Origin of the sequence: Candidatus Nitrososphaera evergladensis SR1 (genome assembly GCF_000730285.1) — an archaeon.
Taxonomy (GTDB): domain Archaea; phylum Thermoproteota; class Nitrososphaeria; order Nitrososphaerales; family Nitrososphaeraceae; genus Nitrososphaera; species Nitrososphaera evergladensis.
On record NZ_CP007174.1, the window covers coordinates 1,186,848 to 1,213,529 of the forward strand.

General features: G+C 54.7%; 15 protein-coding genes. 7 read left to right on the forward strand and 8 right to left on the reverse strand.

The genetic code is table 11. From position 1 onward, the window contains the following. Positions 1-48: 48 nt before the first annotated feature. Positions 49-525 carry a phosphopantetheine adenylyltransferase gene (locus NTE_RS06315; protein ID WP_226987212.1) on the reverse strand — a complete coding sequence of 159 codons (477 nt, stop codon included), beginning with the start codon at positions 523-525 and terminating at the stop codon, positions 49-51. Between the two features lie 43 nt (positions 526-568). Next, on the reverse strand, positions 569-883 hold the full coding sequence (locus NTE_RS17560; protein WP_264357950.1) for a 4Fe-4S dicluster domain-containing protein: 315 nt from the start codon (positions 881-883) through the stop codon (positions 569-571). A 469-nt stretch (positions 884-1,352) separates the two neighbouring features. Here NTE_RS17560 and NTE_RS06330 point away from each other — a divergent pair, with 469 nt between their 5' ends. Continuing rightward, positions 1,353-3,158, forward strand: a complete 1,806-nt coding sequence (locus NTE_RS06330; RefSeq protein WP_148700249.1) for a thiamine pyrophosphate-dependent enzyme — start codon at positions 1,353-1,355, stop codon at positions 3,156-3,158. 59 nt (positions 3,159-3,217) lie between these two features. After that, on the forward strand, positions 3,218-3,964 hold the full coding sequence (locus NTE_RS06335; protein ID WP_148700250.1) for a VIT1/CCC1 transporter family protein: 747 nt from the start codon (positions 3,218-3,220) through the stop codon (positions 3,962-3,964). A gap of 41 nt (positions 3,965-4,005) precedes the next feature. On the opposite strand, the gene NTE_RS06340 is transcribed toward NTE_RS06335, so the two are convergent. Then, complete coding sequence (locus NTE_RS06340; RefSeq protein WP_148700251.1) at positions 4,006-5,676, reverse strand: helix-turn-helix domain-containing protein; 1,671 nt, start codon at positions 5,674-5,676, stop codon at positions 4,006-4,008. A 169-nt stretch (positions 5,677-5,845) separates the two neighbouring features. On the opposite strand from NTE_RS06340, the gene NTE_RS06345 reads away from it, so the two are divergent. Beyond that, a complete protein-coding gene (locus NTE_RS06345; RefSeq protein WP_226987257.1) occupies positions 5,846-6,532 on the forward strand; it encodes a matrixin family metalloprotease in 687 nt (228 codons plus the stop codon). Positions 6,533-6,541: 9 nt separating this feature from the next. Here the strand turns inward: NTE_RS06345 and NTE_RS06350 are convergent, their stop codons facing one another. From NTE_RS06350 to NTE_RS06370, 5 genes are all read right to left on the reverse strand, one after another. Then, positions 6,542-7,657: a DUF11 domain-containing protein gene (locus NTE_RS06350; protein WP_148700253.1), complete on the reverse strand. Its 1,116-nt coding sequence runs from the start codon at positions 7,655-7,657 to the stop codon at positions 6,542-6,544. 44 nt (positions 7,658-7,701) lie between these two features. Continuing rightward, positions 7,702-8,502, reverse strand: a complete 801-nt coding sequence (locus tag NTE_RS06355; protein ID WP_148700254.1) for a V4R domain-containing protein — start codon at positions 8,500-8,502, stop codon at positions 7,702-7,704. A gap of 105 nt (positions 8,503-8,607) precedes the next feature. After that, positions 8,608-8,814 (reverse strand): hypothetical protein, encoded by a 207-nt coding sequence (locus NTE_RS06360; protein WP_148700255.1) that lies wholly within the window; start codon positions 8,812-8,814, stop codon positions 8,608-8,610. Between the two features lie 104 nt (positions 8,815-8,918). After that, complete coding sequence (locus tag NTE_RS06365; RefSeq protein WP_148700256.1) at positions 8,919-9,485, reverse strand: hypothetical protein; 567 nt, start codon at positions 9,483-9,485, stop codon at positions 8,919-8,921. 116 nt (positions 9,486-9,601) lie between these two features. After that, entirely contained in the window at positions 9,602-10,051 is a 450-nt protein-coding gene (locus tag NTE_RS06370; RefSeq protein ID WP_148700257.1) for a hypothetical protein, read from the reverse strand. A gap of 108 nt (positions 10,052-10,159) precedes the next feature. Here NTE_RS06370 and NTE_RS06375 point away from each other — a divergent pair, with 108 nt between their 5' ends. From NTE_RS06375 to NTE_RS06390, 4 genes are all read left to right on the forward strand, one after another. Further along, positions 10,160-10,750, forward strand: a complete 591-nt coding sequence (locus tag NTE_RS06375; RefSeq protein WP_148700258.1) for a hypothetical protein — start codon at positions 10,160-10,162, stop codon at positions 10,748-10,750. Between the two features lie 271 nt (positions 10,751-11,021). After that, positions 11,022-14,738, forward strand: coding sequence for a PKD domain-containing protein (locus NTE_RS06380; RefSeq protein WP_158385195.1), 3,717 nt, complete (start codon positions 11,022-11,024; stop codon positions 14,736-14,738). A gap of 147 nt (positions 14,739-14,885) precedes the next feature. Next, on the forward strand, positions 14,886-16,805 hold the full coding sequence (locus NTE_RS06385) for a PKD domain-containing protein (protein WP_158385197.1): 1,920 nt from the start codon (positions 14,886-14,888) through the stop codon (positions 16,803-16,805). Between the two features lie 185 nt (positions 16,806-16,990). Next, positions 16,991-26,656, forward strand: coding sequence for a hypothetical protein (locus NTE_RS06390; protein ID WP_148700261.1), 9,666 nt, complete (start codon positions 16,991-16,993; stop codon positions 26,654-26,656). Positions 26,657-26,682 lie beyond the last annotated feature (26 nt).

Sequence of the window (26,682 nt, forward strand, 5' to 3'; positions counted from 1 at the left end):
CGGATGCAGATAAAATCCCGGTAATCAAACAAGTTTGAGCCTGCCCTGTCAGGCTTTTAACAACCTGCCGCTTTTGTCAATCTCGCCTGCGCGTATGCGGGTGGACGATATCGGCTTGCCGTCTTCTGCCTTGATGAGTGGAACTGATATCACCTGCGCCGGCGCAAGGCCGTTTTTCCTCCTTATTTCGTTGAGCCTTGCGCCTTTTTCCTGCGTCTCGGCGCTTGCCACCAGCGCGCCAACGTCGCCTGTAGTGACTGCGGGGCCAAACTCGCTGTCAAGTTTTGCAATCTCGTAGTTGGCATTGTCGCCAAACTCTTTTCTTATCATGTCTTTCAGGTTTGCGATGCGCCGTGAAAAATCGTGGTTTATCTTTTTCTTGCCCTTTACAAACTCGTCGCTTGTGACCCCGATTATCACCTTGTCGCCGACCTCAAACGCCTTGGACAAGAGCGCGATGTGCCCTGCGTGGATCTCGTCAAATGTCCCGCCCGTTGCAACCACGCGGAATCTTTTCAACGCCAAGCGTATGCATTACTATAAATAAATATTAACGCGCGCCGTCAGGCTACTGGCCTTTCTGGAATATCTTTATCGCCTGCGGAGGGCACACGTTCTCGCAGGCAAGGCAGAATATGCAGTCTTTTTCTCGTGCCATGAACGCCTTTTTCTCTGACGCCGGGTGGCCTGGAGTCTCTAGCCACTCGTACACGTTTACTGGGCAGGCCTCGATGCAGGCGCCGTCAGCTACGCATATGTCAAAGTCGACGCAGACGTTTGTGCCCCATATTCCCAGTTGTCCGGGGGCGTCGAGCGGGCCCCAGACGTTGATGCCTTTGAACTGGCCTGCTACCTGGCGCTTGCTCTTAAAGCCTGTGTCTATCGGGCCCTCCACCTTGGAGTAGCTTGTGCCCGAGCCTGTAAGTGAAATGGTGGTATCACCACTACCGCCTGCAGCAGGCGCCGCCGGGGCTGGCATTGCTGGCTGCGGAGCCGCGCTTGGCTTTGGAGCTGCTGCGGCCGCCGGACCTGCAGCTGCCGGCTTGGGCGCTGCCGGTGCAGCCATTTGCGCCACCCTTGTTTTCTGCCTCTTGACGACGCAGAGTTGATCGTGAACCTCCTTCATGCTCTGGAGGGTGTTGGGGTTAGAGTGAGTCAAAAGCGTCCCACAGTCTGCGCATACATACTCGGCAACTGTTGTTGTTGCTGCAGTAGACATATGATGATCTAGCTGGGGTGCAACTCATTTATTAATTAAATGGTTATTTGCTGGATGGCCGGCTAGATCTGACTGGTTAATACCCAAAGAACGCGACGTGTAACCTTATTGGCTAGAAAAGCAATACAATTCCATGAAGACTGCAGACATTGTCGCTGAAGCGTTGATGGACTGGGGCGTAGATGTCATCTTTGGGCTGCCGGGCGACGGCATTAACGGTTTCATCGAGGCTTTGAGGAGGCGGGCCAGCAAGATCCGGTTCGTCCTTGTCCGGCATGAAGAATCTGCCGCTTTCATGGCCTGCGCATACGCAAAATACACGGGCAAGCTAGGCGCCTGCGTGGCCACTTCTGGCCCGGGGGCGGTGCACCTCCTGACAGGGCTTTACGATGCCAAGGCCGATGGCGCGCCGGTCATCGCAATCACTGGCAGGACATACTCTGACATGATGGGGTCAAACTACCAGCAGGACGTCGACCTGCTTGCGCTTTTTTCAGACGTGTCTGTCTACAACAACATGATAAACAGCCCCGAGCATGCCGAGATGGCAGTCGACATTGCGTGCAGGACCGCACTTGCCAAAAAAGGCGTCAGCCACCTTACCATCCCGATAGACGTGCAGGAAAGGGAGCTGCGCGGCATGTATTCCCGGCACAAGGTGGCCGGCCACACTTCTGACGCGCTTGTGGCCTATGCGATGCCCGATCCAAAGCTTCTAGAAAAAGCGGCAGAGATACTGAACGCCGGCCGCAGGGTCGTCATGCTGGTGGGGCAGGGCGCACTTGACGCCACCGACGAGGTTATAGCCGTGGCAGAAAGGCTGGGCGCACCCATAGTCAAGGCGCTCCTTGGCAAAGCGGTTGTTCCTGACGACCACCCGCTCTGCACCGGCGGCATCGGCCTGCTTGGCACCTCTCCATCGTCTGATGCGATGGCAGAAGCAGACACGCTCCTGATGGTGGGGACCTCGTTTCCGTACATCGACTATTTGCCCAAGCCGGGGCAGGCCCGGGGAGTGCAGATAGACCTATTTGCAGAGAAAATAGGGCTGCGCTATCCCGTCGAAGTTGGACTGGTCGGGGACTCTAGACTTGCGCTGTCGGCCCTGCTCCCGCTCTTGAAGGAAAAGAGCCACGACTTTGCCCGCTCAAAGCAGGCAGCGATGAAAGAGTGGAACAACCTCTTGCGGGAGCGCAGCAGCCGCATAGAGATGCCGATGAAGCCGCAGTTCATCGCCCGGATAATCTCTGAAGAGCTGCAGGACAACGCCATACTTTCTGTCGACAGCGGGACCAACACAATCTGGGCCGCGCAGTACATCGACCTGAGAAAGGGGATGAAGTTCTCGCTTTCCGGCACCCTTGCGACTATGGCGTGCGCGCTCCCGTACGCAATAGCCGCGCAGATAGCGTACCCCGAGCGTCAGTCTGTTGCCTTTGTCGGCGACGGCGGCTTTACGATGCTGATGGGCGAGTTTGCGACAGCGGTGAAATACCAGCTGCCTATCAAGGTGGTGATAATAAAGAACAACTCGCTTGGCATGATCCGGTGGGAGCAGCTGGCCTTCCTTGGAAACCCGGAATTTGGAGTGGAATTTGCGCCAATAGACTTTGCCAAGTTTGCCGAGGCGTGCGGGGCCAAGGGATACTCTATATCCGACCCGCGCGACGCAAGGTCCCTCGTTCAGGAAGCAATGTCGCAGGACGGGCCGGCGATAATCGAAGCGCTGGTGGACCCGTTTGAGCCCCCGATGCCTCCAAAGGTCGACCTTGACTTTGTCAGCAACATGGCCGAGTCGTTTGCAAGAGGCCAGCCGCACGCCCGGAGGATTGGGCTGACGATATTCCGCGACCAGGTGCACGAGGCGCTAAGAAAAGTGCACTCGCATAATGACAACAACAATGATGATGGCGGCAGTAGCAACAAAACACAACAATAGCAGGCTATCTCCGACACGGAGTTAATAGGCTGGTAACGACAATCCGTATACGCGAAAAAATGGCTGAGCGAGTCACTCACGTTGAACCTCACATCAAGGAAAGCAACTACATACGGGACCTCGTGTTTGGGTTTGGCGACGGGGTAAACACGTCGCTGGGCATAGTGGCCGGCGTGGGAGGTGCCATCATATCTGCAGACGTGGTCATCCTTGCCGCGCTGATAGGGATGTTCACCGGCGCAAAGGCAATGGCGGTCCAGAATTACCTCGCCGTAAAATCCCAGCGGGAGATACTAGAGTCAGAGATTAAACGCGAAGAACACGAAATAGAGACCGTGCCTGAACTGGAAAGAGAAGAGGTAGAAGACATTTACCGCGAAAAAGGATTCGAGGGCGAGGAGCTGAACAGGGTTGTCAGCAAGATAACCTCAAACAAGGACGTCTGGCTCAAGACCATGCTTACAGAAGAGCTTGGGCTCAACCTGGAAATCCTGGGCAACCCGCTGAAAGGCGCGCTGGTGATGTTTGGCTCTTTTCTGCTGGGCGGGATTCTCCCGATCCTTCCTTACTTTGCGGTCAAGGCCGGCTTGATGTCCCCGATTGCCGCCATCGTGATAGCCATAGTCATAAGCGTGGCTTCATCGTTCATCGTTGGCGCGCTAAAGGGGCGCATGGCAAAGAAAAGCTGGATAAAAGGCGGCATAGAGATGGCCGGGCTTGGCACTGGCATCGCGCTTGTCGGCTATGGAATTGGAGCGGAACTGGCAAAGGCAGGAATTGTAAGCGTCCCTCCTGCGGGGGGATGATGACGACGGCGGCTGCAACTGCTTAAAGCGCATACGCCATATTAGTAACGCCTTTCTATCTCGTGGAACACAAGTTCTGCCAGCCTGTCAGGGTCGCCTGCCTGGACTATGTGCAGTCCCACTGCCCTTGCAAGTTTTGCCACCGGACCATCGTTCTCTCCTCCCTGATTGCTGGCCTGCAGCATGCCAATCACGAGATCGATGGGCTCGCAGTCAAGGAGCTTTATCTTGGACTCCATGAGCCTTGTGCCCGTGGATTCCGGGTCCGAGTACGCAAGAAACGACACTGCTATCCTGCCGCCTCCTCCTTCTGCCTTTGTGCTTGGCGAAATGATATCGAACTTGTGGAGCACTCCGGATTTTCCCAGTATCTTGTTTCCAAGCACGATCTCGATCCCGTGGTCCTGCATCATCGCCCTGACGGCGCCGGCGCACCTGTTAAGCAATATTGATTGCTGCAGGGTTTCAAGCTCCAGTGTGTATTCGCGCGAGTCAAGCCAGATGTCTGCGACGATGTTGTGCATGAACGACACCATCCCTGCAAGGTTGGTGCGTATGTTTATGTCCGGCCTCTTGCTGCCCTGCGCCCTTGCAGCGTTTGAAAAAAGCATTTCCTTGCCGTCGGCTATCATCACCTGCACGTCTGTCTGAAACGCCGATATGCGAAAGTCTATCGTGCCGTGCAGCTTTCTTACAATGTCTGCCTCTTCAGAGCTTGGCGCAGAAAGGACGCGCACCTTTACTCCCCTGCTTGCAAGCGACTTTAATACTTCAAGCACCGCCGGCGTGCTAAACGTCGGATGGAGGTTAAAGCCGATGTACAGTTCTGACTTGGCCGAGGTCAAAAGCGCCATCATGTTGCTTGTGTATTCCTTTTCGTCCGTGATTATCCTAAACGACTCGGCCGGCTTGCCCGTCTTGAGCGCAGTGGCAATCGCGCCAAGCTCTATTCCAGAGTGGAACTCGTTGGTTGCTATTGACTGCATCGCCGACGCAAACGACTGCGAGTACGTCCACAGCGCCACTTCCTCTTCTGCCCCGCCTGCGGCCACCGTTATGAGTGCCTCCTCTTCGTCCTTGAGCACCATCCTCATCTTGGACTCCGCCCTGTGGCGTACCTCTGCAAACCCATCGTGCTTTGCCACTATGTCAAGCGCCTGAAGGTCTGTCACTTCTGTCAAGATTTCCACTTTGACGCCCCTTGCTGCTGCAGCCGCAATTGCCTCGTACGCGCCAGAATAGTACATCTTGCCTAGGTCGCGCACCGACGTTATCATCGACATTTTCTTGCTTGCGTCCTTGGCAAGCCTTGTTACCGCGCGGTGGATCTCCTCGTTTCCCTGCAGGATGTTGAACTTGGCTCCGATCGCCTCTTCGGAAGGGACATAAAATTTTGTAAACTGCTCCAGTATCGAAGAGTACCTGCCCTCCGCAGCCCTGAGCTCGTCCTTGCGCCTGTCTATGAGCAGTTGCAGCGCCTTTTTTGGCTCAACGGCGATGAAGCTGACTGGCCTGCTCATGGAGGTCTCGACTATCCCTGCCTGCTTTAGCCTCTCTAGTATCCTGTACGTCGTGGTCCTGTTGATCTTTAGTGCAGATGAGAGCGAGCTGGCCCTTGCCTTGCCCAGCCTTGCAAGCCTCACGTACGCCTGGGCTTCCATTTCCTCAAGCCCAAACGCTTTCAGGTCTGCGACAAGAGGGTCTTCAGTCACGGCCGTAAATGGCCTTGGATTAATATAAAGTTGTTCGTACAAGTGAACAATTGACTGTTCGCAAAACTGAACATACTAGACAATATTAGTTTTCTCTTGCTTGACTGTGTTGTTGGCTGTATCATTGTCCTGCGTGCGGCTTTTTGTGGTAATTATCCCACTTTTGGTCATGCTGCCAGCGGCAGCGGCTGCCGCCGTTGTTACCGTGTCAACACCACCAAAAACCTACGAGAGCGTCGAGTTCCTCGAAGGGGTCGCAGAGCGCACAGCCGTGGAAGATGGCGGAGGGAGCCATTACACGATAGACACGAGGGCATTCTGGCTGGACAAGCCAAGCCTTGCGGTAGCTGTCGCCTCTTCTGACGGGGCAAGCGACGCGGCCGTCCAGAGCGTCAAGGATATGATATCCGGCAAAAACATAACAATGTTGTCTGGCCCATACTCGCAGTGGAATGACCTTCTTTCAGTGTTCCAGCAGGCGGCAGTCCCGCGCTTGTCGCTTGCAGATGAGGACGCAAGCGCAAACATCAAAGTGGTGCTGACAGACGCGGCGCAGCAAGACAACAAGCCGGGCAAGACCCGCCTCCTTGCAGACAAGGCCACAGGCGAGATCGTGCAGGCCGAAGTATACGTCTATTCTGCTGACAAGCTCTATGGGCAGGGTATGCTGGAGTACGTGGTAGCGCACGAGCTTGGCCATGCACTTGGATTGTCGCATTCGACGGATCCTAAAAGCATGATGTATCCTCTGATGGAAGTTGAGGATGGCCACGTGGTAAACCAGCTTGGATTGTGCGAGATAGAGGGAATCTCTGCGCTCTATCTTGAATCAAGAATTGGAAGCGAAAACTGTTAGATTTTGCGTCTACCCTGTTGTTGTGCCAGAGTCGCTACTGCTGCCAGAAGATGAGCTTCCTTCTCCACTACTACTATCGCCTGAGCTTGAGTCGCCTGTCGAACCTGAATCGCCCGAAGAGCCACTTCCTGCATCGCTAGAACCTGTGTCACTTGAAGAAGAGCCAGGCGAGCTTGTACTGCTCGAATCGCTTGAACCCGAGTCAGAGCCGGCAGTAGAATTGTTGTCACTTGAAGAAGGATTGCTACTGTCGCCCGAACTGCCGCTTGCTCCTTCACTTCCAGAGTTTTGTTGCTCACTGCCGGGCTGCGAGGTCTGTTCGCCAGGATTCTGCTGCTCTCCGCTGCTACTCTGACCGTTTGGTTGTTGTTCTGCCGCCGGCTGCTCACTCTGGTTTTCTTGTTGCGTGCTTGTCTGATTCTGAACTGGCTGCTGTTGTTGTTCTTGTTGCTCGCCAATGCTTTGCGCCGGCTGCTCAACTGTCGGTTGTTGCTGTTGTTGCGAAGGTGGTATCTCTACTACCTGCGGTGCTGTTACGAATACTGTTTCGGCATGGTTGTTGCCTGGGTTGACGTCCTTTGTTATCGAGGAAGCATCCGCCGTGATTATTGCCTGCTGGCCTATCTGCAAAGTCGTCGCGTCGATGGTTATCCGCGCCTCGCCGCCTGATTCGATTGTGCCAAGATAGCACTCGATTATGCCCCTGGCCTGATCCGTGCACTGGGCACCGTCGATATGGTTCACGCGGAACAACGACATCTGGTAATAGGTCGACAGCTTTACCCCTACTGCGCTGTCGGGCCCTGCGTTCCTTGCCACCAAGCTGATGAGCGTCTGGCCTGGCTGGCCGCCAGAAAGATCTATTGAAAGTGAGGTTTCCGAATTCTTGGTCACTGCTTGGCCTGCTGCCGATGGAGATGCGCCCTCTTGCTGTTGCTGCGTCTTTATGTCGTCGATCTGCGCCTGCAGCGAGTCCGTCTTTGTCTGGAGCTCTCCAATAGCCTCCCAGATCGCCCTGAACGGGTTGGTGGAAGAATCGTCGGCGAAGGCAAACGAGCCCTGTGATATGGTTGCGCCTATGACAAAAGCAAGCACAACAAAAGCTATAGGCTTGTTTACCTTCACGCCTGTACAATAGATTGCTTATTATTTAAATCTATCTTTAAATCTTAAGATGTCTTTGTCCCTACAAACAGGCAATGAGGCGCGCCGGTTGCCCTGCACGATGTCTCTGTGACCCGCCAGCTTCCGCCCATCGAGTGTGCGGCTGCGGCTGCCAGCGCGCCTGCCACAAAGTCGTCTACCGGCGCCTTTTCTGTCCCTCTCATCTCTTCTGCCAGGACAGAGTCGTACCAGGCAACTTCAATCGCGTTTTCATCCATCGCTATTATTTCAAACCTACCCCAGCCTTTTAGCTTCCACAGCAGCAGAAACGATTCGATAAAGTCGCTTTCTGTTTTTTTTGCCACGTCGTCGACCAGCTTGTTGACCTCGTTCGCATAGTCTTTGCCCCACTCGTAAAAGAACGCGTGCACTTCAGTGCCGATCACTGACTTTGTGTATTTGTACAGGTTTGACAGCATGCTGGTCGGCATGACCATGACTCGCTTGCCGTCTGCTTCAAAAAGCCTGTTGTTCTCTTCAAGGAGCGACACCGCATAGTCCTTGAACGTGGCTTCCTCGTCCGCTTCGCCTATCTTGTCTGCAAGTATGCCTGCCCTGTCTGACTGGCTTACAAGCTTCCACAGCTTGGCCACTCCGACCTTGCGGCTGGTTATGATGCCATCGACCTTGAGCATGGACAGGTACTTTGACATGGCGCCCTGCGTAATGCCTACAAGCTCGGCAATCCTGGCCCCTGTTAGCCCTTCTGGGTGGCCGTCAAGGACCTTGGCTACCTCTTCCTTGATGAAACCGTAATCCTGCCATCTCCGCCTGGACTGGGCGTTCTCTGCGTCTGGACTCTGCACAGCTGTCGTATTAAATATAGATTTAAATCCTTTTTAAGAGTTTGCCTTTAAATTTACTCACAAAAGTAGCATTAGTGCCGCCTCAAGCTTGCAAACTGGCATTGTCTATCGTGCATTTCCCTTCAAGCCGAGGTTTTCGTTCAAGTTCAGCGTGAGGTTCTTGCCTGTGCTTGCAGCAGTAGGTGGTGGCGCATTGTTGTTATTATTATTGCCTTGCTGTCCCGGTGCAAAAGCGGCCACGCCTGCAATTGCAACCGCTGCTGTTATTACTATGCCTGCAGCAATCAGCGCGATCATCAAGCCCTTTTGCATGTGCAGAGGCTGTGTGCATCTTGTTATTTAAGAATATGTTGAAATTTTGAAAAAGAAAATAAAATAAGGAAAAAGAGGAGACTCGGGCTTTAACTCGCCAACTTTTACGACAGAGTTATTGTCCAAGTGATTGTCAGTTGGTCGTTGGCTGCCAGGCTCACTGCATTAAATGTGTTCTCGGCCATCATTGTTCCGCCGGATGAAGCAGTAAAGAGGCCTGCTGCCTGAGCGGCTGTCGCTCCTGTTGCAGTGAACGTCTTGCTGACAGTGAAAGTGCTTTGGCCGTTGGTGTGAGCGTATGTTCCCTGTGCTCTTGAAAGGCCATTGTTGGTAATCTCACCTGAAAGGGTGGTGTCACCGGCTACCGGCGTGATTGCCGTGTTTGTCAGCGCTATGTAGTTTGCACCGTTCGAACCTGTGCTGTCTGATCCAATCTGGGCAGAAATAAAGTCCTTGCCTGCATTGGTGATCAGGTTGTGCTGTTCGTTGTGGTAGATTTCCTGACCGTCTCTTGTCACGCTAACAACGACGTAACCGCGAGGAGTCAGGCCATCGGTAGTAACGTTTTGAGCTCCAACAAGAGCAGAGCTAGGGATCACAAAGACCATCAGTGCGGCCAATGCGATGCCAGGTACTGCACCCAGAAGGAGGCTCTTATTTGGCTGTGCCATACCACCCCTTAGAACCTGCTATTATTTAAATCTACTTTTAAATTATAGAATAAAAGACTATGATATCCATATATGGGGACAGATGCTTATAAAGTCCATGTACTCCTCTTCTACTATTACTTTACTTCAAACGTCTTTGTAACACGGGCTTCCTTGTTGTCGACAAGATCCTTGAACTTGATGTCGACGGTATACATGCCAGCTTTTCCCATGACTTTGCTTCCATAGTCAAACGACTGCGTAAAGTTGTACTTGCCGTGCGTGATGGTCATGAACCTGCAATCATCCTCTTTATTGTAGTACGACGCGCGCTCCCCGTTATCATTGTGCGTTGCTTCAACTTCTAGCGAATGGCAGTTGGAGCCATATCCGTTTGCGGTAACTGCAAAGCTTGCATTTTCGCCTGCTGCATATTTTTCCTTCAGACCGTCAACCTGCAACGCGACCGGAGTAAAGTACGGCACGGCAATCGCGTTCGTCTGCGCAAGTGCGACAAATATTGCAAACACTGCGGCAGCCCCTCCTGCAGCAGCTGCTATTGCATATTGTTTTTTTGTCCCCGGCATCTTCTTTTGGCTCCCTGAGCTTAATTTTTCTTCTTATTACGTATCGTCTATAATTAATATATCGAATTTAAATATAGATTTAAATAATACCGACTTGGTTTACAAACTGTGGACCGCAGACTCGTGCCTATTGTAGCAGCTGCTGGTATTTCAATGATTGTGATAGGCTTTACGCTGCCGGCGATTGCAAGCATGATTATTGATGAGGGCAGACAAACAGAGGGCTTGGGCCTCCGGGGCAACGTGGACATGATCCTGTACGACCAGTCTGGAAACGTCAAGGACGAGCGTCACCTCGACAACCTCATCGTAAGCGCCGGGATAGAGGGCGTAGCCTCCAGGATAGCGCCGCATGACGGCTCTGTAAACCCTAGCGCGCCGTACAACTATATCGCGCTCGGCACAAGCAACACTCCTGTCGACGCAAGCCAAACCGTATTGTCTGCAGAGCTCACGACCGGGGCAAACTATGCGCGCATACAGGACACGACTGCGCTATACTCCACTGCGTCAGGCAACAAGCTCATCCTTTCAGTGACGTTTGGGCCTGGGCAGGCCACGGGCACTCTGCGCGAAAGCGGGATCTTTAACTCTGCGACCGGCGGCAACATGCTTGCAAGGCAGACTTTTGCGGACATTCAAAAAGCTGCCGGCGACACGCTGACAGTCACCTGGACTATTACTTTAAGCTCAACCTAGTCCGCAAACGCATTGCTGATGTTTTTTCTTGCGCGAAACTTTCTGATGTGCCAACAATAATGCGAGCGACAATTTTCAGTATTATTTATTGGAGGCCAAGCCAGCATCCGCCAAAAGTAAGCTGGCCTTCTAGTATCTCATTACTGGTGAGTCATCGATGTTTATGTTATAGAATTTTTACACCTTTTTGGGATACCGGTTTTCCTTTATCACTAAATTTAAGCACAGATTTAAACATAGATTTAAATAATGATGCGGCTACAGGATGCTCATGGCCAAGAGCGTGGGCGATGGCAAAAGTTATGCTAGAAACAGGACAGTATCTGTGATAGTATTTGCAATTCTTGCAACTTCTGTATTTACCACTATAATCCCAAGTGCTGCTTTTGCTGTAACCGATCCTACCGCAACAATGAACCTCTGGTCACCACATTCTGATTCAGGCGACGATGGCACTCCTGATGATACTTTCACGTTTTCTGCCGACGCTACTGCAAGCGCAGGCCTGCAAAGCATAGAGTGGGACTTTGACGGCGACGGCAACGTGGACGCGACAACCCCGATTTCGGGCGCACCGGATCATGTCAACGGCATAACTATAACCCATGTCTATGGCGACGACAACGTCTACTGGCCGCAGGTGAGGGCAGTTGACGTGAACAGCTCTGTCTCTGACTGGAGCAGGTATAGCGTTGGTGGGAGCAACACGCCCCTTGACGTGTTCTGGCCTCCGCCTGTCATAACCATGCTTCAGTGGTCGCCCTTTGCGGCAGATGTTAATCTACCGATAACATTTTCCGCCACCGCTTTTAATCCTGTAGGAGTACAGCTATTTGAATGGGACTTTGACGGCGACGGGGAGCCTGACGCGACCTCTCCAGCCACGCCGTTTGGTGCCCCGAATGCTTCAAGTTCCATAGTCCACACGTATACTGGCGCCATTGCATCTTTTCCTAAGGTGAGGGCGCTTGATAATGACGACTTTTTGTCTTACTGGGATGTGTACGATGTCAACGGCCAGCCTGTACAGTTGGTGATAGGCAGTTCGTCCGTACCAACTGCAACCTTGGACCAGTGGAATCCCTACTCTGCCTCTGGCCCTGACGGCCTCCCTGATACCGCGTTTACGTTCTCGGCCTCGGGTACTGCCGACGCGGGCATTGCGCACCTTGAGTGGGACTTTGACGGCGACGGCAACGTGGACGCGACAACTTCGGTAAGCGGAGCTCCGACTTCTGTCAGCAGCGTCACCACTACGCATACCTACAACGCCGCTGGAATGTGGACGCCCAAGGTAAGAGTAGTTGATGTTAACGGTCTTCCATCCTCGTGGGCCGCTTTCATGACAGGCGGATCGCCCGTCAAGTTGGACACAGCGGCACCGCAAATGGGACCTACGCTAAACTTCTCTCCGCGCGCTCCTTCTGACATTGGATTTGACGGCAGCACTGCAACTGCCTTTACGTTCACTGTTACCTATTTCCAACACCCCGTGAGCTTCAAGTGGGACTTTAACGGAAACGGCGTAATTGATGAAATAACGACCCAGCCTACCACAACTCACACCTACCCTGTCTATGGCTCGTATCTTCCGACCGTGACTGTGGTGGACGAATGGGGAACTTCCGAGCTGGCATTTCCAGTCAACTCTTCAAATGCTCAGGAAGATGTCGACGTGTCACCGGCAGCTCCAACTGCCACTTTGAACCAGTGGAACCCGTACAGTGCATCCGGAGCCGACGGCAATGAGAACACCACTTTCACCTTCTCCGCCGACGCGTCGGCCCCTGCAGGCATTGCACGCCTGGAATGGGACTTTGACGGGAACGGCACGGTCGACATGACAACACCAATTTCTGGCGCCCCGACTTTAGTCTCTGCAATCACTGCGACGCATGTCTATGGCTCTGACGGCAACTATACTCCAAAAGTCAAGGCAGTCGACGTTGACGGCAGGGCTTCCGCATGGGACGCATTCAACTCTGGCTCTACCGTTCCAACTCTTGACGTTGCAAGCCCGCCGGCAAACAGCACGCCCGTTGCAAACGCGGGCCCTGACCAGATAGTGATCGTTGGAAGTACTGTGACGCTTGACGGCACTGGAAGCAGCGACGCCGATCCCGGCACCACACTGACGTACATGTGGGCGCAGAATACCGGCCCGGTAACGCTTGTGATAAACGCTTCAACAAACCCTGCCAAGCCGACGTTTGTGGCATCAACCGCAGGCACCTATACAATCGAACTTCGCGTAAAAGATCAGCTCGGGGCGACGAGCACGCCTGACACCGTGGTAATAACGGTGGTCAACGCGCCCATTGCCACGATGAACCAGTGGAACCCATACTCTTCGTCGGGTCCTGATGGCACCCCTACCACGGTGTTTACCTTCTCTGCCGACGCGTCGGCCCCTGCAGGCATTGTACGCCTGGAATGGGACTTTGACGGAAACGGCAGCGTCGACGCAACTACTATAGTAACTGGCTCGCCGACTTCTGTAACCGGCGTGACAAAGACTTTCACCTATGGCGCTGACGGCATATACACGCCGAAGGTCCGCGTGGTGGATGCTGGCAACAACGTATCTGCATGGGACACTTTCAATTCGGGAACCACGATAATCCAGCTTGACGTGGTAACACCCCAGACAAGCGATCTGTACTGCGACGGCAAGACAATCGACCAGCTGATCGCGTCGCACCAGTACAACGTGATTGACAAGAGGAACACGAGTGTCGTTAACATTTACGGGACAAGCGGCAACGACCTGATACTTGGCAACAACCTCTCCAACTACATTGATGGCAGGGGAGGTGACGACTGCATAATCGCCTTTGGTGGCGACGACACAGTTTACGACTATAACGGCGACAGCAGCGCAGGCGGCACAGACTGGCTCTATGGAGGCGATGGCAACGACAAGCTGTATGCCCTTAATGGAGACGATTACGTCTATGGCGGAAACGGCAACGACTACATACAGGGCTCGTACGGCAACGACAAGCTGTATGGCGAAGCCGGCGACGACACTATTGAAGATGTAAACGGAAATGACCTGTCTGACGGTGGCGCCGGCATCGACAAGTGCACCGACAGCCAGGGCACCAACGACACGATAATCAACTGCGAACTGGGCCAGCCACCTGTCGCAACCTTGAACCAGTGGAATCCATATAGCGCCTCCGGAGCTGACGGCACTCCGACCACTGCATTTGCGTTCTCTGCAAGCGCCACTTCCGCTACAAACGCAGGAATTGCCAAGTTCGAGTGGGACTTTAACGGGGACGGCAATGTAGACGCCACTACTCCCATAACGGGCTCGCCGATGTCTGCAACTGCGACAGCATCCTACACATACAATGCGGCAGGCACGTGGACTCCAAAAGTGAGAGCAGTCGACATCTACAACCAAGTTTCTGCCTGGGATGCGTTCAATTCCGGAAGCACGATAATCAAGCTCGACACGTCTTTGCCATCGTCAGGTGATCTTTACTGCGACGGCAAGACAATCAAGCAATTGATAGCAAGCGGCCAGTACCACGTGATAGACAACAGGAACGGCCAGAGAAAGACCCTCAACGGCTCCAACGGCAACGACCTGATACTCGCAAGCAAGTACGGCGACGTAATAAACGCCAAGAAGGGCAACGACTGTGTCATCGGCGGCGCAGGCGACGACATCATCCACGGCCACCAGGGCGACGACCAGATCTACGGCAACGGCGGCAACGACAGGATCTTTGGCGACGACGGCGCTGACAAGCTCTATGGCGGCTCTGGAAACGACGTCATCTATGGCGACAACGGCAACGATGTCATAGTTGGCGGCGCGGGAAACGACGATATTAGCGGCGGAAATGGCAGTAACACAATCGACGGCAGCGACGGAAACGATGGATGCGACGATGACCGCGGCCGCAGCAACATGCGCAACATAGAAAGGAACTATCGCAACGACCACCGCGACGACGACCACGACGATGACTAGAATGCGGCAGAATGACACTGGCAGAATGGGCCCAAGCCCCTTCCCTTTTTGCGCATGATTTTCTTGAACTATTCAGGCGTGCGCAAATGCCTGTTCTATAACCTGCATAAAGTATTTTTTTATGTAATGTCTAACTATAATCCACGGTTGAAACGACGGGGCTCTTATCGGCGTGAAACATCGGCAGCGCCGGGCATCGCAACCGCCCTTGTTCTCCTCCTTTCTGTTATTGCCATTCCGTCTCTGGTGCTGGCTGCTTCAGGCCCTGCCGTGACAATGAGAGTCTGGTCTCCGGGCCCCGGCGTGATAAGCATGGGCACCCCTGTCACATTCCGGGCAACCGGCACAGACGACGACCTTGCCGTGCAGGGGTTTGAATGGGACTTTGACGGCAACGGCGAGCCGGATGCCTATTCTGCTGCAGACTCGCCGGGCAAGTCTTCCTCCGGGTCAATAGTGCGCACGTTTTCTGCGCCTGCGACTGCCTATCCTGCGGTGAGGGCAGTCAACAGCGAAGGGTTTGTCTCTGCATGGGACGTTTATGACGTAAACGGCTTGCCTATCCAACTTGTGATAGGAAGCTCTGCGCCTCCAAAGGTGACGATGAACCGGTGGAGCCCGTATTCCGCGGCGGGGCCTGACGGCTCGCCGGCCACCTCATTTACGTTCTCTGCAAGCGCGTCGTCGGACGAAGGTCTTGCAAGAGTAGAGTGGGACTTTGACGGCGACGGCAATGTTGACGCAACGTCGCAGGTCTCTGGCAAGTCCTCTATCTCTGCCACGGTTGATCACGTGTACGGCTCGCCGGGCTCGTGGGTCCCAAAAGTAAGGGCAGTCGACGTAAACGACCTGCCATCGCTCTGGGCCGCATATGCGGTCAACGGAGCGACAGCAAAACAAGAAACAACAATAACGCTGGACGTGGCTATTCCCGAGCTTGCAGCCACGCTGACATTCTCGCAGGAGGGCCCAACGACAAGCACTGGCGCAAACGGCTCGCCTTCTGCAACGTACGCTTTTAGCGTGACTTCAAGCGCAAACCTGACAGGTTATGAATGGGACTTTGACGGCGATGGGACGGTGGATGCGACTACAAGCACTCCGGCGACGCAGCACACCTACCGAAAATACGGGCTGTTTCTGCCGACAGTCACGGTAAATGACGCGTTTGGCACGCGCGCACTTGTACTGCCTGTTGGCTTGAATGGCAGGCCGGCGTACATCGGCGTGCTCGGTGAAGCGCCAGTTGCAAGCATGGACCAATGGTCTCCTTTCTCTGCAAAAGGCGCTGACGGCAGAACTGGAATGGCGTTTACATTTTCTGCAGGTGCATCGGCACAGGGCGGCGTACAAAAGTTCGAGTGGGACTTTGATGGCGATGGCGGGATTGACCTGATCACCGCCGTCGAGGGCGCGCCGGCATCTGCAACCGCGACAGCATCCTACACTTTTGACAGGGAGGGAAACTTTACGCCACAGGTGAGGGCAGTTGACGCGACAAACCAGACATCGCCCTGGGCTTTTTACGGCAGCAGTAATGCAGTCCATCTTGACGTTGCAGCATCGTACAGCCAGTCGGCGCAGCCCACGGCAGAAAAACCACTGACAGAAGAGAAGTACTGCGGCGGCATGACTATTGAGGAGCTGATAGCAAGCGGCAAGTACAACGTTGTCGACAAGAGGGACTCCGGCCAGAAGATGATATTTGGGACACGCGGCGCGGACCTGATAATCGGCTCTGGCGCACAAAACGTGATACTTGGAAGGGCAGGGAATGACTGCATTATCACCGGTGGCGGAGACGACTATGCGTTTGGCAATGAAGGCGACGATATTATCTTTGGAAGTGAGGGCCGCGACACTATCAACGGCGGGCCCGGAGACGATTTGATTTATGGCATGGCTGGCAACGACAGCATCAAGGCCAGTTCCGGGGACGACAAGGCAAACGGCGGCCTTGGCAACGATACTATCAACGGCGGCGCAGGAAACGACTGGTGCTATGGCGGAGGCGGAAATGATGCTGACAAGGCTATCAGCTGCGAAACTTCAGCGCCATTTGACTAGACTTGCAAACAAGCTTTTTTATGCAACTGTTTCCATGATGACCTGTCCATCAGCATTTTCTGTTCCCTTTTTCGGACACTGTATACCTAGAGCAAAGGCTTCAAACAAGATTTAAACATAAATTTAAATAATAAGGCAGTCTAACCCTATAACGTGTCGGAGAGAGCCTTGGAGGCTACTATACTATGCTAACCCCTAGATCTCTCTCCGGCATGATGCGGGACAGGTCGTTACTACTTCTCTTTGGCTTAGCAGCTGCTGCAGCGCTGTTTCTGCTCGTGGCAAACCCTGGTCAGGCTTTTGCAGAGCTCTCTCCAACACACTCGCAAAACGCAGCCGCAAATACTGCTGCCGACCAATCAACAACTTCGCCGCGCGTCTTCTCCAGGAGCATCGGCGACTCTGTCGCGGTGGCAAGCACCTTTGACAATCTTGGCGCAAGGGTTCCGCGTGTGTTTAACGTGGGAATCTCTGACGGCCTCAACATTGCGACCTCGCCGACGCCGCCTCCGCCCAGCAGCGCAGCCACTTCTACTACTTCTCCAAGGCCATCGACAGGATTGCAAGGAGCCGGAAGAGCAGAGGAAAAATTGGGCCCGCGCAACCCTGCTGAAAGCAAGGGCGACCTGACAAACAACAAGGATCAGAAGAACGGTTCAGTGCAGGAGCAGCCGCAAAGCTCTATCTCACAAGAACTGGAATCAGTCCTTTCGACCCTGATGCAGGACCTGCTGGGATCTGACGATTCCGAGCCGGACGATAGTAATAGTAGTCCGCAATCGATCCCCGTGCAGGTCCCTCCGACCATCTATATTGACTCGCTTTATGGAGCGTATGCTATCGCAGTTATTGCAATCTCGGTCGGCAAGTCGCCACGCGTCGTAAGTATGAGGAGGCGGATCGTTGGGCTGTATGCTGTCAAGTCAGAAGACGAATCACGCGATGCAGAAATGCCGATGTACGCAAGGGTTACGATCATCGTCGTAGTGATTGTGACGGCAGTTGCGATGGCATCGGCCGCGGGACCTGTGGTGGGAGAGGCATTTGCCGATCAGGCGGCAGGGATCGCATACAAGAAGGGAACGACAGGCGGAGTAGGATACCGGCAATGGGATCCGGCAACGGCTAGTTGGAGCAGCGAAGTTGCAATGACTACTGGTGTTGTCAGTGATATATACGCGGTCAAGTTCCTCTATAGCCCTGTAAGCCAGCTGAAGGTAATAGGCGTCATTGAATCAAACGGCGAGATAGACATCTACTACTGTGAATTTGCATGCACTACTGCATCTAACTGGACCGGGCCGACGCTTGTAGCAGATGTTACTACAACAACGATTACTGCAGGCTTCAAGTACTTTGACATGGCTTTCGAGTCAACAAGCGGCGACCTGCTCATAGTATATGACAAGGTTACAACAACTGACACAAACGACTTTTTCTACAAGACGTTTAACCCTGCTTCCGGACTTTCAGGTGAAAGTGGTTTTAACTATAATACAGGTGATGGCACGAGCGACAACGACATACGCTACTTCAAGATGGCATCAAAACCGGGAAGTGACGAAATCGCCATGATCCTGTTAGATGCCACAGCCCAGGATGCAATTGCGTTCAGATGGACTGGCAGCGGCTTTACAAGCCAGCAGACGATCAGTTCCGCGCTAGGAACCACGAGTATCACAGGTGAAGCCATCGGCATAGCCTATGAGACTTCAAGCGGGAACATACTGGCAGTCTCGGGCAACGGTGCCAACAGCATGACCTACGGGCGCTACACCGGTACGTGGACCACTGGCACTTTGAACCCTAACACAAGTACAACTTTCGAGGATGTAAAGTGGGTTTCGCTCAAGCCTGATCCTAGCGCCAGTTCCAATAGGATCATGATCTGCGACATAGACGACCAGAGCGACTGGAATTGCGCAGCAACTAACGGATCTACAATTCCTGCTTCGCTGACCCAGCTTGAGAGCAACACTGCAACAAGCACACGAAGGCCCGCGGACTTTGCATGGGATGCTACAGGTAGCACTGGTCTGACGCTATACTATGAAAGCGGATCTGCAGACCTAAAGCGCAGGACCTATACTTCGGGGGCATTCAACGCCGAAAGCGCAGCCATATCAGTAACAAATGCCATAAGATGGGTCGCAGCAGCCACTGACGATGACACCAATGCCAACGCTGTTGACTCGCTCTGGGCAATATATGGTGATGCTACCAATGACGCCATCGGTGATGCTGAATGGGATGGAAGCGCCTTCACACTGAATGGCGAGACGACTATAACAAACAATGCAGGTGGCACCAACACAATCGAAGCGTTTGGACTGGACTTTCGTCATTCGCCAGGCAGCAGATCGATTTCCCAAACTATTACAGTATCTGACAGTATTACTGCAGCCAAGTCAAAGTTACGTACAATATCTGAAACCATTACAATATCGCCTGCAATAATCAAGCAAGTCACGCACCCGCTACCAAACACTCTGACTGTAGTTGATTCCATCGCAAGGTCCGTCACCGTAACGCCTGACAGCAACGTTGCAGGGATGGCGTACAGGTCCGACGACGGCACCAACGGAAGCAGCTCTCCAAAATACAGGGAATGGAACCCGACGACAAAGACATGGAGCTCTCAGGTAGAGCTTGAAAGCGCCGGAAGCCCGATACGCAACGCCTGGATAGAGTTCAGCCCAGTATCGACCAAGCGCGTGATAATAGTCCTGAGCGACGACGGCACGCTTGATTCATACGTGTGCGACTTTGGCTGCACCACGCCCGGCAACTGGGCAGTCACCCATGACATCGTGGACCTGTGGAACGCCGTCACGCCTGCCATACAAAAGCGCCCGTTTGACATCGAGTTTGAAAAGACAAGCGGCGACTTGATGCTGGTCTACGACAAGGAAGACGGCGGCGACTCTACAACGGACTTGTTCTACCGCATAATGCCCGATTCTTCGACCACATTTGGCAGCGAAAACGCCATTGACGACACCGGCTCTGGCGCGCCCGACAACGTGTACAGCTTTGTCCGCCTCGATTCGAGAAAGACCTCTGGCTCTAACGACCTCGGCCTTGTGGCCGCATCAGAGACAAACCACCGCGCAGTTGCCTGGTACTTTAACGGCGCGACGCAGACGTTTGGCAACATAAACACGCTTACGACATCCACCTCGACGGACATTAACTACGAGGGAGTTGGAGTAGCCTTTGAAACAAGCACGGGCGACCTAGTCGCCGTGGCTGCCGATGGCGCAGACGTTGTATACTCGCAATTCAGCGGGGGCTCGTGGAGCAGCATATCAACCGTAGGATCGATGGACCTGGACACCGTAAAATGGGTCCGGCTGGTCCCCAATCCTAACGCAGGCAGGATGGATATGCAACTCGTTGCCAGCGGTCCGCATGGTTCTTTCAACGGACTTAGCAGCGCATACTGGAGTGGAAGCGCATGGACAGTTTATGACAGCGACGGGGCGCCCGTAGGCAGCGACGACAACCTGCACGCCGGCACCACTGCCAGCAACTCTATCGACAGCACGGAGACTCGCGTGTTTGACTTTGCCTGGAACAACGCCGACGACTCGCTAAGAGGGATCTTGGTATGGGGCAAGAGCAACCAGCTCTCCTTCAAGAGGTTTGCAGCAACCTCTTCCTGGACGTCTGCCCTGACCATCACAGACGATGGCTCGACCCACCCGTGGGTTTCGCTCAACGAGCACACAAACCCGACCTCAGCGGACGCAGTCTCGGTGCTTGGAGCCGCTATTGACAGCGATGCCGACATAAGCCAGCTCAGGTGGGACGGAGGCACCACCGCGGTATTTGCATGGACAGACGACGGCGCAAGCACGGTGGGCAACACTTCGCCGGAATCCTTCCACGTTGATTTCAGGAGGTCGCCCGTTCTGAAAAAGTTCCCGTCGATAACGCTCACGGTGGCAGACGCGCTTGCCGCAAAGATGAGGGCCAAGGTGTTCCCAGAGTCCGTGACAATCGTAGTCTCTGTCGTGGCAGAAAAGGGCTCGCCGCTTGACTCGGCAAGGTCGGCCGCGGTCTATCGCTCCGGCACTGGAAGCGCGACCTTTAACTCGCCCAAGTACAGGGAGTGGGATCCTGCCACCCAGACATGGAGCGCAGAGGTAGAGCTTCCAAACACGGGAAGCGCGATAAGGGATGCCATAATACGCTTCAGCTCCGACTCGTCGCTCCGGGTGGTCGTAAGCCACAGCAGCGACGGCACGCTCAACCTGTTCACATGCGACAACAACTGCGCCTCTGCCAGCAGCTGGACATTGGTGGCTGCCGACTTTGCAGACACGGGCTCGCCTGACCCAAGCAAGCCGTACAGGCCGTACGACATGCTGTTTGAGACTACTGGCGAGCGGCTGGTCATAGTGTACGACAAGGAGCTGACCGAGAACGCAGACTTTTACTACAGGACGTTTGACGGAACCACGCTCTCCGCAGAGACAGGCGTCAACCTTGCCGGCGGGTCTGCCGACGCAGAAGAACTGCGCTACCTGCACCTTGCGGCCCACTCGACAACAAACGAGATGACGCTGGCAGTCCTTGATGCCACGAACCTAAAGACGTACGGCGCGGTCTGGAACGGCTCGGCGTGGGGCAACGTCCAGACGGTCTCTTCGTCCCTCAGCCTGGAAAACATCGACGGCGACTCGGTCGACGTGGCGTACGAGGCCCAGTCTGGCGCTTCCCTGGTGCTCTCCGGCAACGGACAAAACAGCGCGGCGTACGCAAGGTGGACCGGAAGCTCGTGGACGACAGGTGCGACAAACCCCAACCCCGGCGTGACGACCGAAGACGTCAAGTTCGTCAGCCTGAAATCCGACCCGCTTTCGTCGTCGAACAAGATAATGGCCTGCCAGTCAGACGATGGAAGCGCCCTTTCCTGCTCGCAGTTTAACGCCGGCACCCCCGGAACGTGGACCGTGGTAACAGGCAACACGGGCACCACCGCCGGCAGGGCATTTGACTTTGCGTACAACCCTGCAGGCACGACCGGTCTGCTTGTATCGTCGTCGGGAGCAAGCGGGACTCTGGACTACAGGGCGTTTAACGGCACCGCCTTTGGAACTGCCGCGACGCTGTCGGCCGCAGGCACGCACAAGTGGGTCCTTGGCGCCTCCGCAATCTCTACCACCGACGTGGTCAACTCGATGTTCCTCAAGTCAAACTCGAACTTTGACACTGGAGCGATAAAATCCAAGGCCGGCAAGACCACGCTTGTAGGCGACGCCTCGCTTACAAGCGAATCTGGCAACGACACGTACGAAAGTATGCACATCGATTTCCAAAAGTCCAAGAAGGTCAAGCGTACGTCGGCCGACACGATAACCATCGTGCCATCAGTTGCAAGGGGCATCGGCAAGAGCCTTTCAGACACTGTGACAATCGCGCCTGCCGTGTCAAAGGGAGTCAGAAAGCCGCTAAGCGACACGATCAACATATCCGCCGTAGCTGCAAAGAATCCAAAAGTCGCGATACCTATTGCAATATCAGTGTCAGACTCTGTCAGAAAGAAAGTCACGCGCTCACTTCCAAGCACCATAACGATACAGGACTCGATAACAACAATCACAATCGTTAGGCCGTCGGTAACCCTGTCAATCGCCGACTCTGTTGCAGGGCACAAGGGTGCCGCAAGGTCCGTGTCTGATACTGCAACCATCGGAGTCTCTGTCAGCTGGATGTACCATGCGTCGCGCTCTGCATCTGACACTCTGTCAGTGTCCGCTGCCGTATCTACGACCTTGCACCCAACTAGGTCTGTGTCAGTCACGCTTTCTGTAGCTGATGCGATAACAAAGAGCACTACAAAATCCCTTTCTGACGCGGTGACCGTACTGCCTTCAGTCAGCAGGACGTATTCCCCGTCGCGTTCAATGTCTGACGCGGTGACGGTGTCGCCTGCGGTAGCAAAAGTGTACCTTGCATCCCGGTCTGCGGCAGAGGTGGTTTCGGTATCTGACGCGGTGGCAGGGACCAGCGCGTTTGCAAGGGCCATTGCAGACAGCGTTTCTTTGGCAGACGCCGCCGCAAGGCAAAGCGTCGCGGCAAGGTCGGCTGCAGACGCAATCACAGTGTCTGATGCAATCAGCAGCAGGACATTGCTTGCATCAAGGTCCCTGTCAGACACCCTGCCAGCATCAGATTCCATCAACAAGTCAATCTCTCGCTCTGTCTCTGACGCCGTGTCAATCGCGGACGTCATCATCAAGTCAGCCACGCGTTCGCTATCTGAAACACTGTCAGCCACAGACGCAATCTCGCCCACTGCAACGCGCCCGCTATCCAGCACCATAACCATAACCGACGCAATCAGCCACTCAGTCTCCCGCTCCCTCTCTGACTCTGTCGCAGTGGCAGACTCGATAGCAAAGAGGGCGTCTCGCTCACTTTCAGACACTCTGTCAGCTGCAGACTCTGTTTCAAGAAGGGCGTCTACGTCGGCTGCAGAGACGGTGTCGATAGCCGATGCCATAGCCACGACCGCAAGGCGCTCACTTGCAGACTCTGTCACGATGACAGACTCGACAAGCTATGTTGCTTCCCGCTCACTTTCAGACTCGATCTCGACAACGGATGCCGTATCAATTACTGTATCACGCTCACTGTCTGACTCGGTGTCAATTACACCTGCGATCAACAGCACGACAAGCAGATCCATGTCAGACTCTGTGCCAATAACCGATGCCATAACCACCGCGGTCTCGCGCTCACTGTCAGACAGTGTCGCGCTTGCAGACAGCGTGTCCACCTCTGTCAGCCGCTCCATTGCAGACACAGTATCTGTTACGGACGCGATTGCCAGGGCGGCTGCTGATTCAAGGTCGACATCTGACAGCATCAATGTAACAGATGCCCTGGCCACAACAACATCGCGCTCCCTTGCAGATTCGATAGCAATAACCGATGCAATCACCGGCAAGACAAGCAGGTCAACATCGGACACCTTGTCGGCCACTGACGCCATATCGACCTCTGTCAGCCACTCGCTCTCCGATGCCGTATCAATGACAGACTCTGTCACTAGCGCCGCCTCGCGCACAATGCAGGAGACGCTGTCGGTTACAGACACGGCTGCAACAAACGCGCCGAGGTCGCCATCCGACCTGATGACAGTCGAAGATGCGATTGCCACGTCAACCTCACGCTCGCTATCTGACGCAGTCGGCGTGACAGACGCCGCCTCTTCCTCCACCTCGGTACTGGCCTCTGTTTCAGACTCGCTTGCAGTGGCCGACTCTATATCGACCAACAACATCAACCGCGTGGCAGTTTCTGACTCTGTGGCCGCGGCAGACTCTGTTACAGGGGCGCTTGCAGCATCGAGGCTTGTGGCCGACGCGCTCGTGATAGAGGATGCAACGGGCGCGCCTACCTCCTTTGCAAGGGAAATCTCTGATTCGCTGGTTATCGCCGACGGCGTCTCTGGTGGAAGCTCCATCAGCGTGCCGGTCTCTGACTCGCTTGCATTGTCCGACGCGATAGCAAGGACAGGCTCCGGGCCGTTCAGCGATGCCGTGGCCGTCGCCGACTCTGTGTCTATAGGCATCAGCCGCTTCCTTGCTGACGCGATGCCGATGGCCGACTCGGTGGCGCTTCCAATCCCGCGCACCATAAACGACGCGCTTGTACTAGCCGACCAGGTGTCTGCAAAGGCCGGTACTGCCGTATCCGTCGTCGACTCGCTTGGCGTCAACTCGCAGATAACCGACGTGTCGGTGCACTGGAACAGGGTGTTTGAAGAGGGAGTAGACCTGGCTGACTGCACGCCGTTTTCGTGCAACCAGTCGCTGCACTTTGACGAAGGCCTGAACCTGGCAGACGGCGACTTCTTTACCTCGCCGCCTGGACGCATACTGCCTACCACCCTCGCCGTGACAGACAGCATAGCAGTCAATAGGCCGCAGACATTCATAACACTGGGCGACTCGGCAGCAGTGTCTGTGGCAATCAAGCCGCTCCTGCCAATCCTTGTCAACGATCACGCCGACAATCACGGCAGGCCGCCGAACTTGTCCGTTCCGGGCACCTACACCTGGGATGGGACTCCCGCGGACCTGAGGGACGCTATTGAGCTAGATCCGCTCTACTTTAACACGACTGTAATCAGAGACGACCTGCCAAACCAGATAATAACGCTCCGGCTTAGGGACGTGACCATAGTGCCTACTGCAGACCTGCCGGCAAACAACACGCTCATATCTGACCGCGCCGCAAACATCCCGGCAGGCGTGCCTGTGCAGGTGCGCGTCAACTTTATGGACACTCCTGCCCTGTCTGGGCACTCTGGCTTCATCCAGTCGCTGGACGTACAGTTCACCCCTGCCATGCTCACCACCGACTTTGGCCTTATCGTGACGCCTATGGATGTCCCGCCTGCAGGAGCAACCCTGCCGCCGGAGGAGCTAAGGCCGCTGTACATCGACGTCAGGTGGTGGGGCAACGTCCCCGGAGGCTCTGACCCTAGCGTCCAGAGCTACTATCAGCATCCGCCCACTTTCACCTTCACGGTAACCGACGACTGGGCAAGATCAGAATCCGCTGCAAGGGACGCAAACGGGGTGCCACTCATAAAGATCAGGCTGCTCAACGAGGGTACCAACCAGTGGGAGGAGGTAAACACGGTACAGAATCTATCTGCAGGTAACGGGACATACACCTTTACTGCAACCCTGCCGCACTTCTCTGACTATGTGATAACCGCGGTCAAGAGCGCGACTGCGGGCTCTGGCACAGGCACTTCTTCTTCGCATGTGCCACCACCACCTGTGGTGCCAAAGACCTTCGCAGTGAACCTGGCCGACTCGCTGACGCTTGCAACGTCGACAAGCAACAAGGCAGTCGCCGTGATAGAGGAGTTTGTGAACGAAAAGTTCTCTGCAAGGCTCCTTGACTCTGTCAAGATATCCAGCAGGCCAGTGGCGTACAACACGTTTACGATACTCAAGGACGTCGATGTGTCAATAACGGTGGTTGACGTCAAGCAGAAAGACGTGGCGCCTCCTAGCGCGACGGCGGTGCTCCAGACAGACATCACGAACGCCGGCGACCAGGCAGAAAAGTTCACGCTCAACTTTTGGTACAACGACCAGACGGGCAAGCGCGCCTTTGACCTGTCGCAGCAGGTAGAGGTAGAGGCGCACGGGTCCAAGACGCTGCAGGTGACCATACCTTTCACAGAGCCGGGCACATACCGCGTCACAGCTGAGGCAAGATCCGTGCCTGAAAACGACCTGCTCGAGTCTACGCAGCTGACAGTCGTTGTCCCGTGGCTCTCTGTGTATCTGTACGTGCTCATGACGGTGGCGATAGCCATACTTGGAGGCTCGGCAATCGCAATAGCGTTGTACATGGCAAGAAATGGCATGATGATTACAGCAGCAGGCGCAGGGACTGCCGGAGCACTGATACTATTGCTTGGACGCAAACGCAAGCCGCGCGTGAGGGTGGCAGAAAGGAAATTGGCAGACAATGACGATGATGATGACGACAACTATGATCTGCTGGTAAACGTCAAGCTTGCAAACGGCTCTGAAGGCAGGCTAGCACCAGGCGAGCGCATGGCGCTGTTTGACTTTGAGATAATCAACAGGTCAAGAAGAAAGCAAGAGTTTGTACTGGCCTATCACCTGGTGGACATGGCCGGAACTACGATGCCCGAGTCGGCAGCCGAGATAAAGATAGGCAAGCGCAAGATCCAGTTGCGCAAAGCCAAGATCGAGCTCCTTGCAGGAGCCTATGTGCTCCACGTAGAGGCAAGGACCGCAAAGGGCGAAGTCCTTAGCAGCGACCGTGTCAGCGTGAGGACTGCTTGAGCGCCCGTCTTGTTGTTATTGTTATT

Excerpts from the sequence above, each read along its gene's own strand:
- NTE_RS06330 (WP_148700249.1), top strand. The coding sequence starts at position 1,353 with ATGAAGACTGCAGACATTGTCGCTGAAGCGTTGATGGACTGGGGCGTA.
- NTE_RS06390 (WP_148700261.1), top strand. The coding sequence starts at position 16,991 with ATGCTAACCCCTAGATCTCTCTCCGGCATGATGCGGGACAGGTCGTTA.
- NTE_RS06335 (WP_148700250.1), top strand. The coding sequence starts at position 3,218 with ATGGCTGAGCGAGTCACTCACGTTGAACCTCACATCAAGGAAAGCAAC.
- NTE_RS06360 (WP_148700255.1), bottom strand. The coding sequence starts at position 8,814 with ATGCAAAAGGGCTTGATGATCGCGCTGATTGCTGCAGGCATAGTAATA.
- NTE_RS06345 (WP_226987257.1), top strand. The coding sequence starts at position 5,846 with ATGCTGCCAGCGGCAGCGGCTGCCGCCGTTGTTACCGTGTCAACACCA.
- NTE_RS06380 (WP_158385195.1), top strand. The coding sequence starts at position 11,022 with ATGGCCAAGAGCGTGGGCGATGGCAAAAGTTATGCTAGAAACAGGACA.
- NTE_RS06370 (WP_148700257.1), bottom strand. The coding sequence starts at position 10,051 with ATGCCGGGGACAAAAAAACAATATGCAATAGCAGCTGCTGCAGGAGGG.
- NTE_RS06365 (WP_148700256.1), bottom strand. The coding sequence starts at position 9,485 with ATGGCACAGCCAAATAAGAGCCTCCTTCTGGGTGCAGTACCTGGCATC.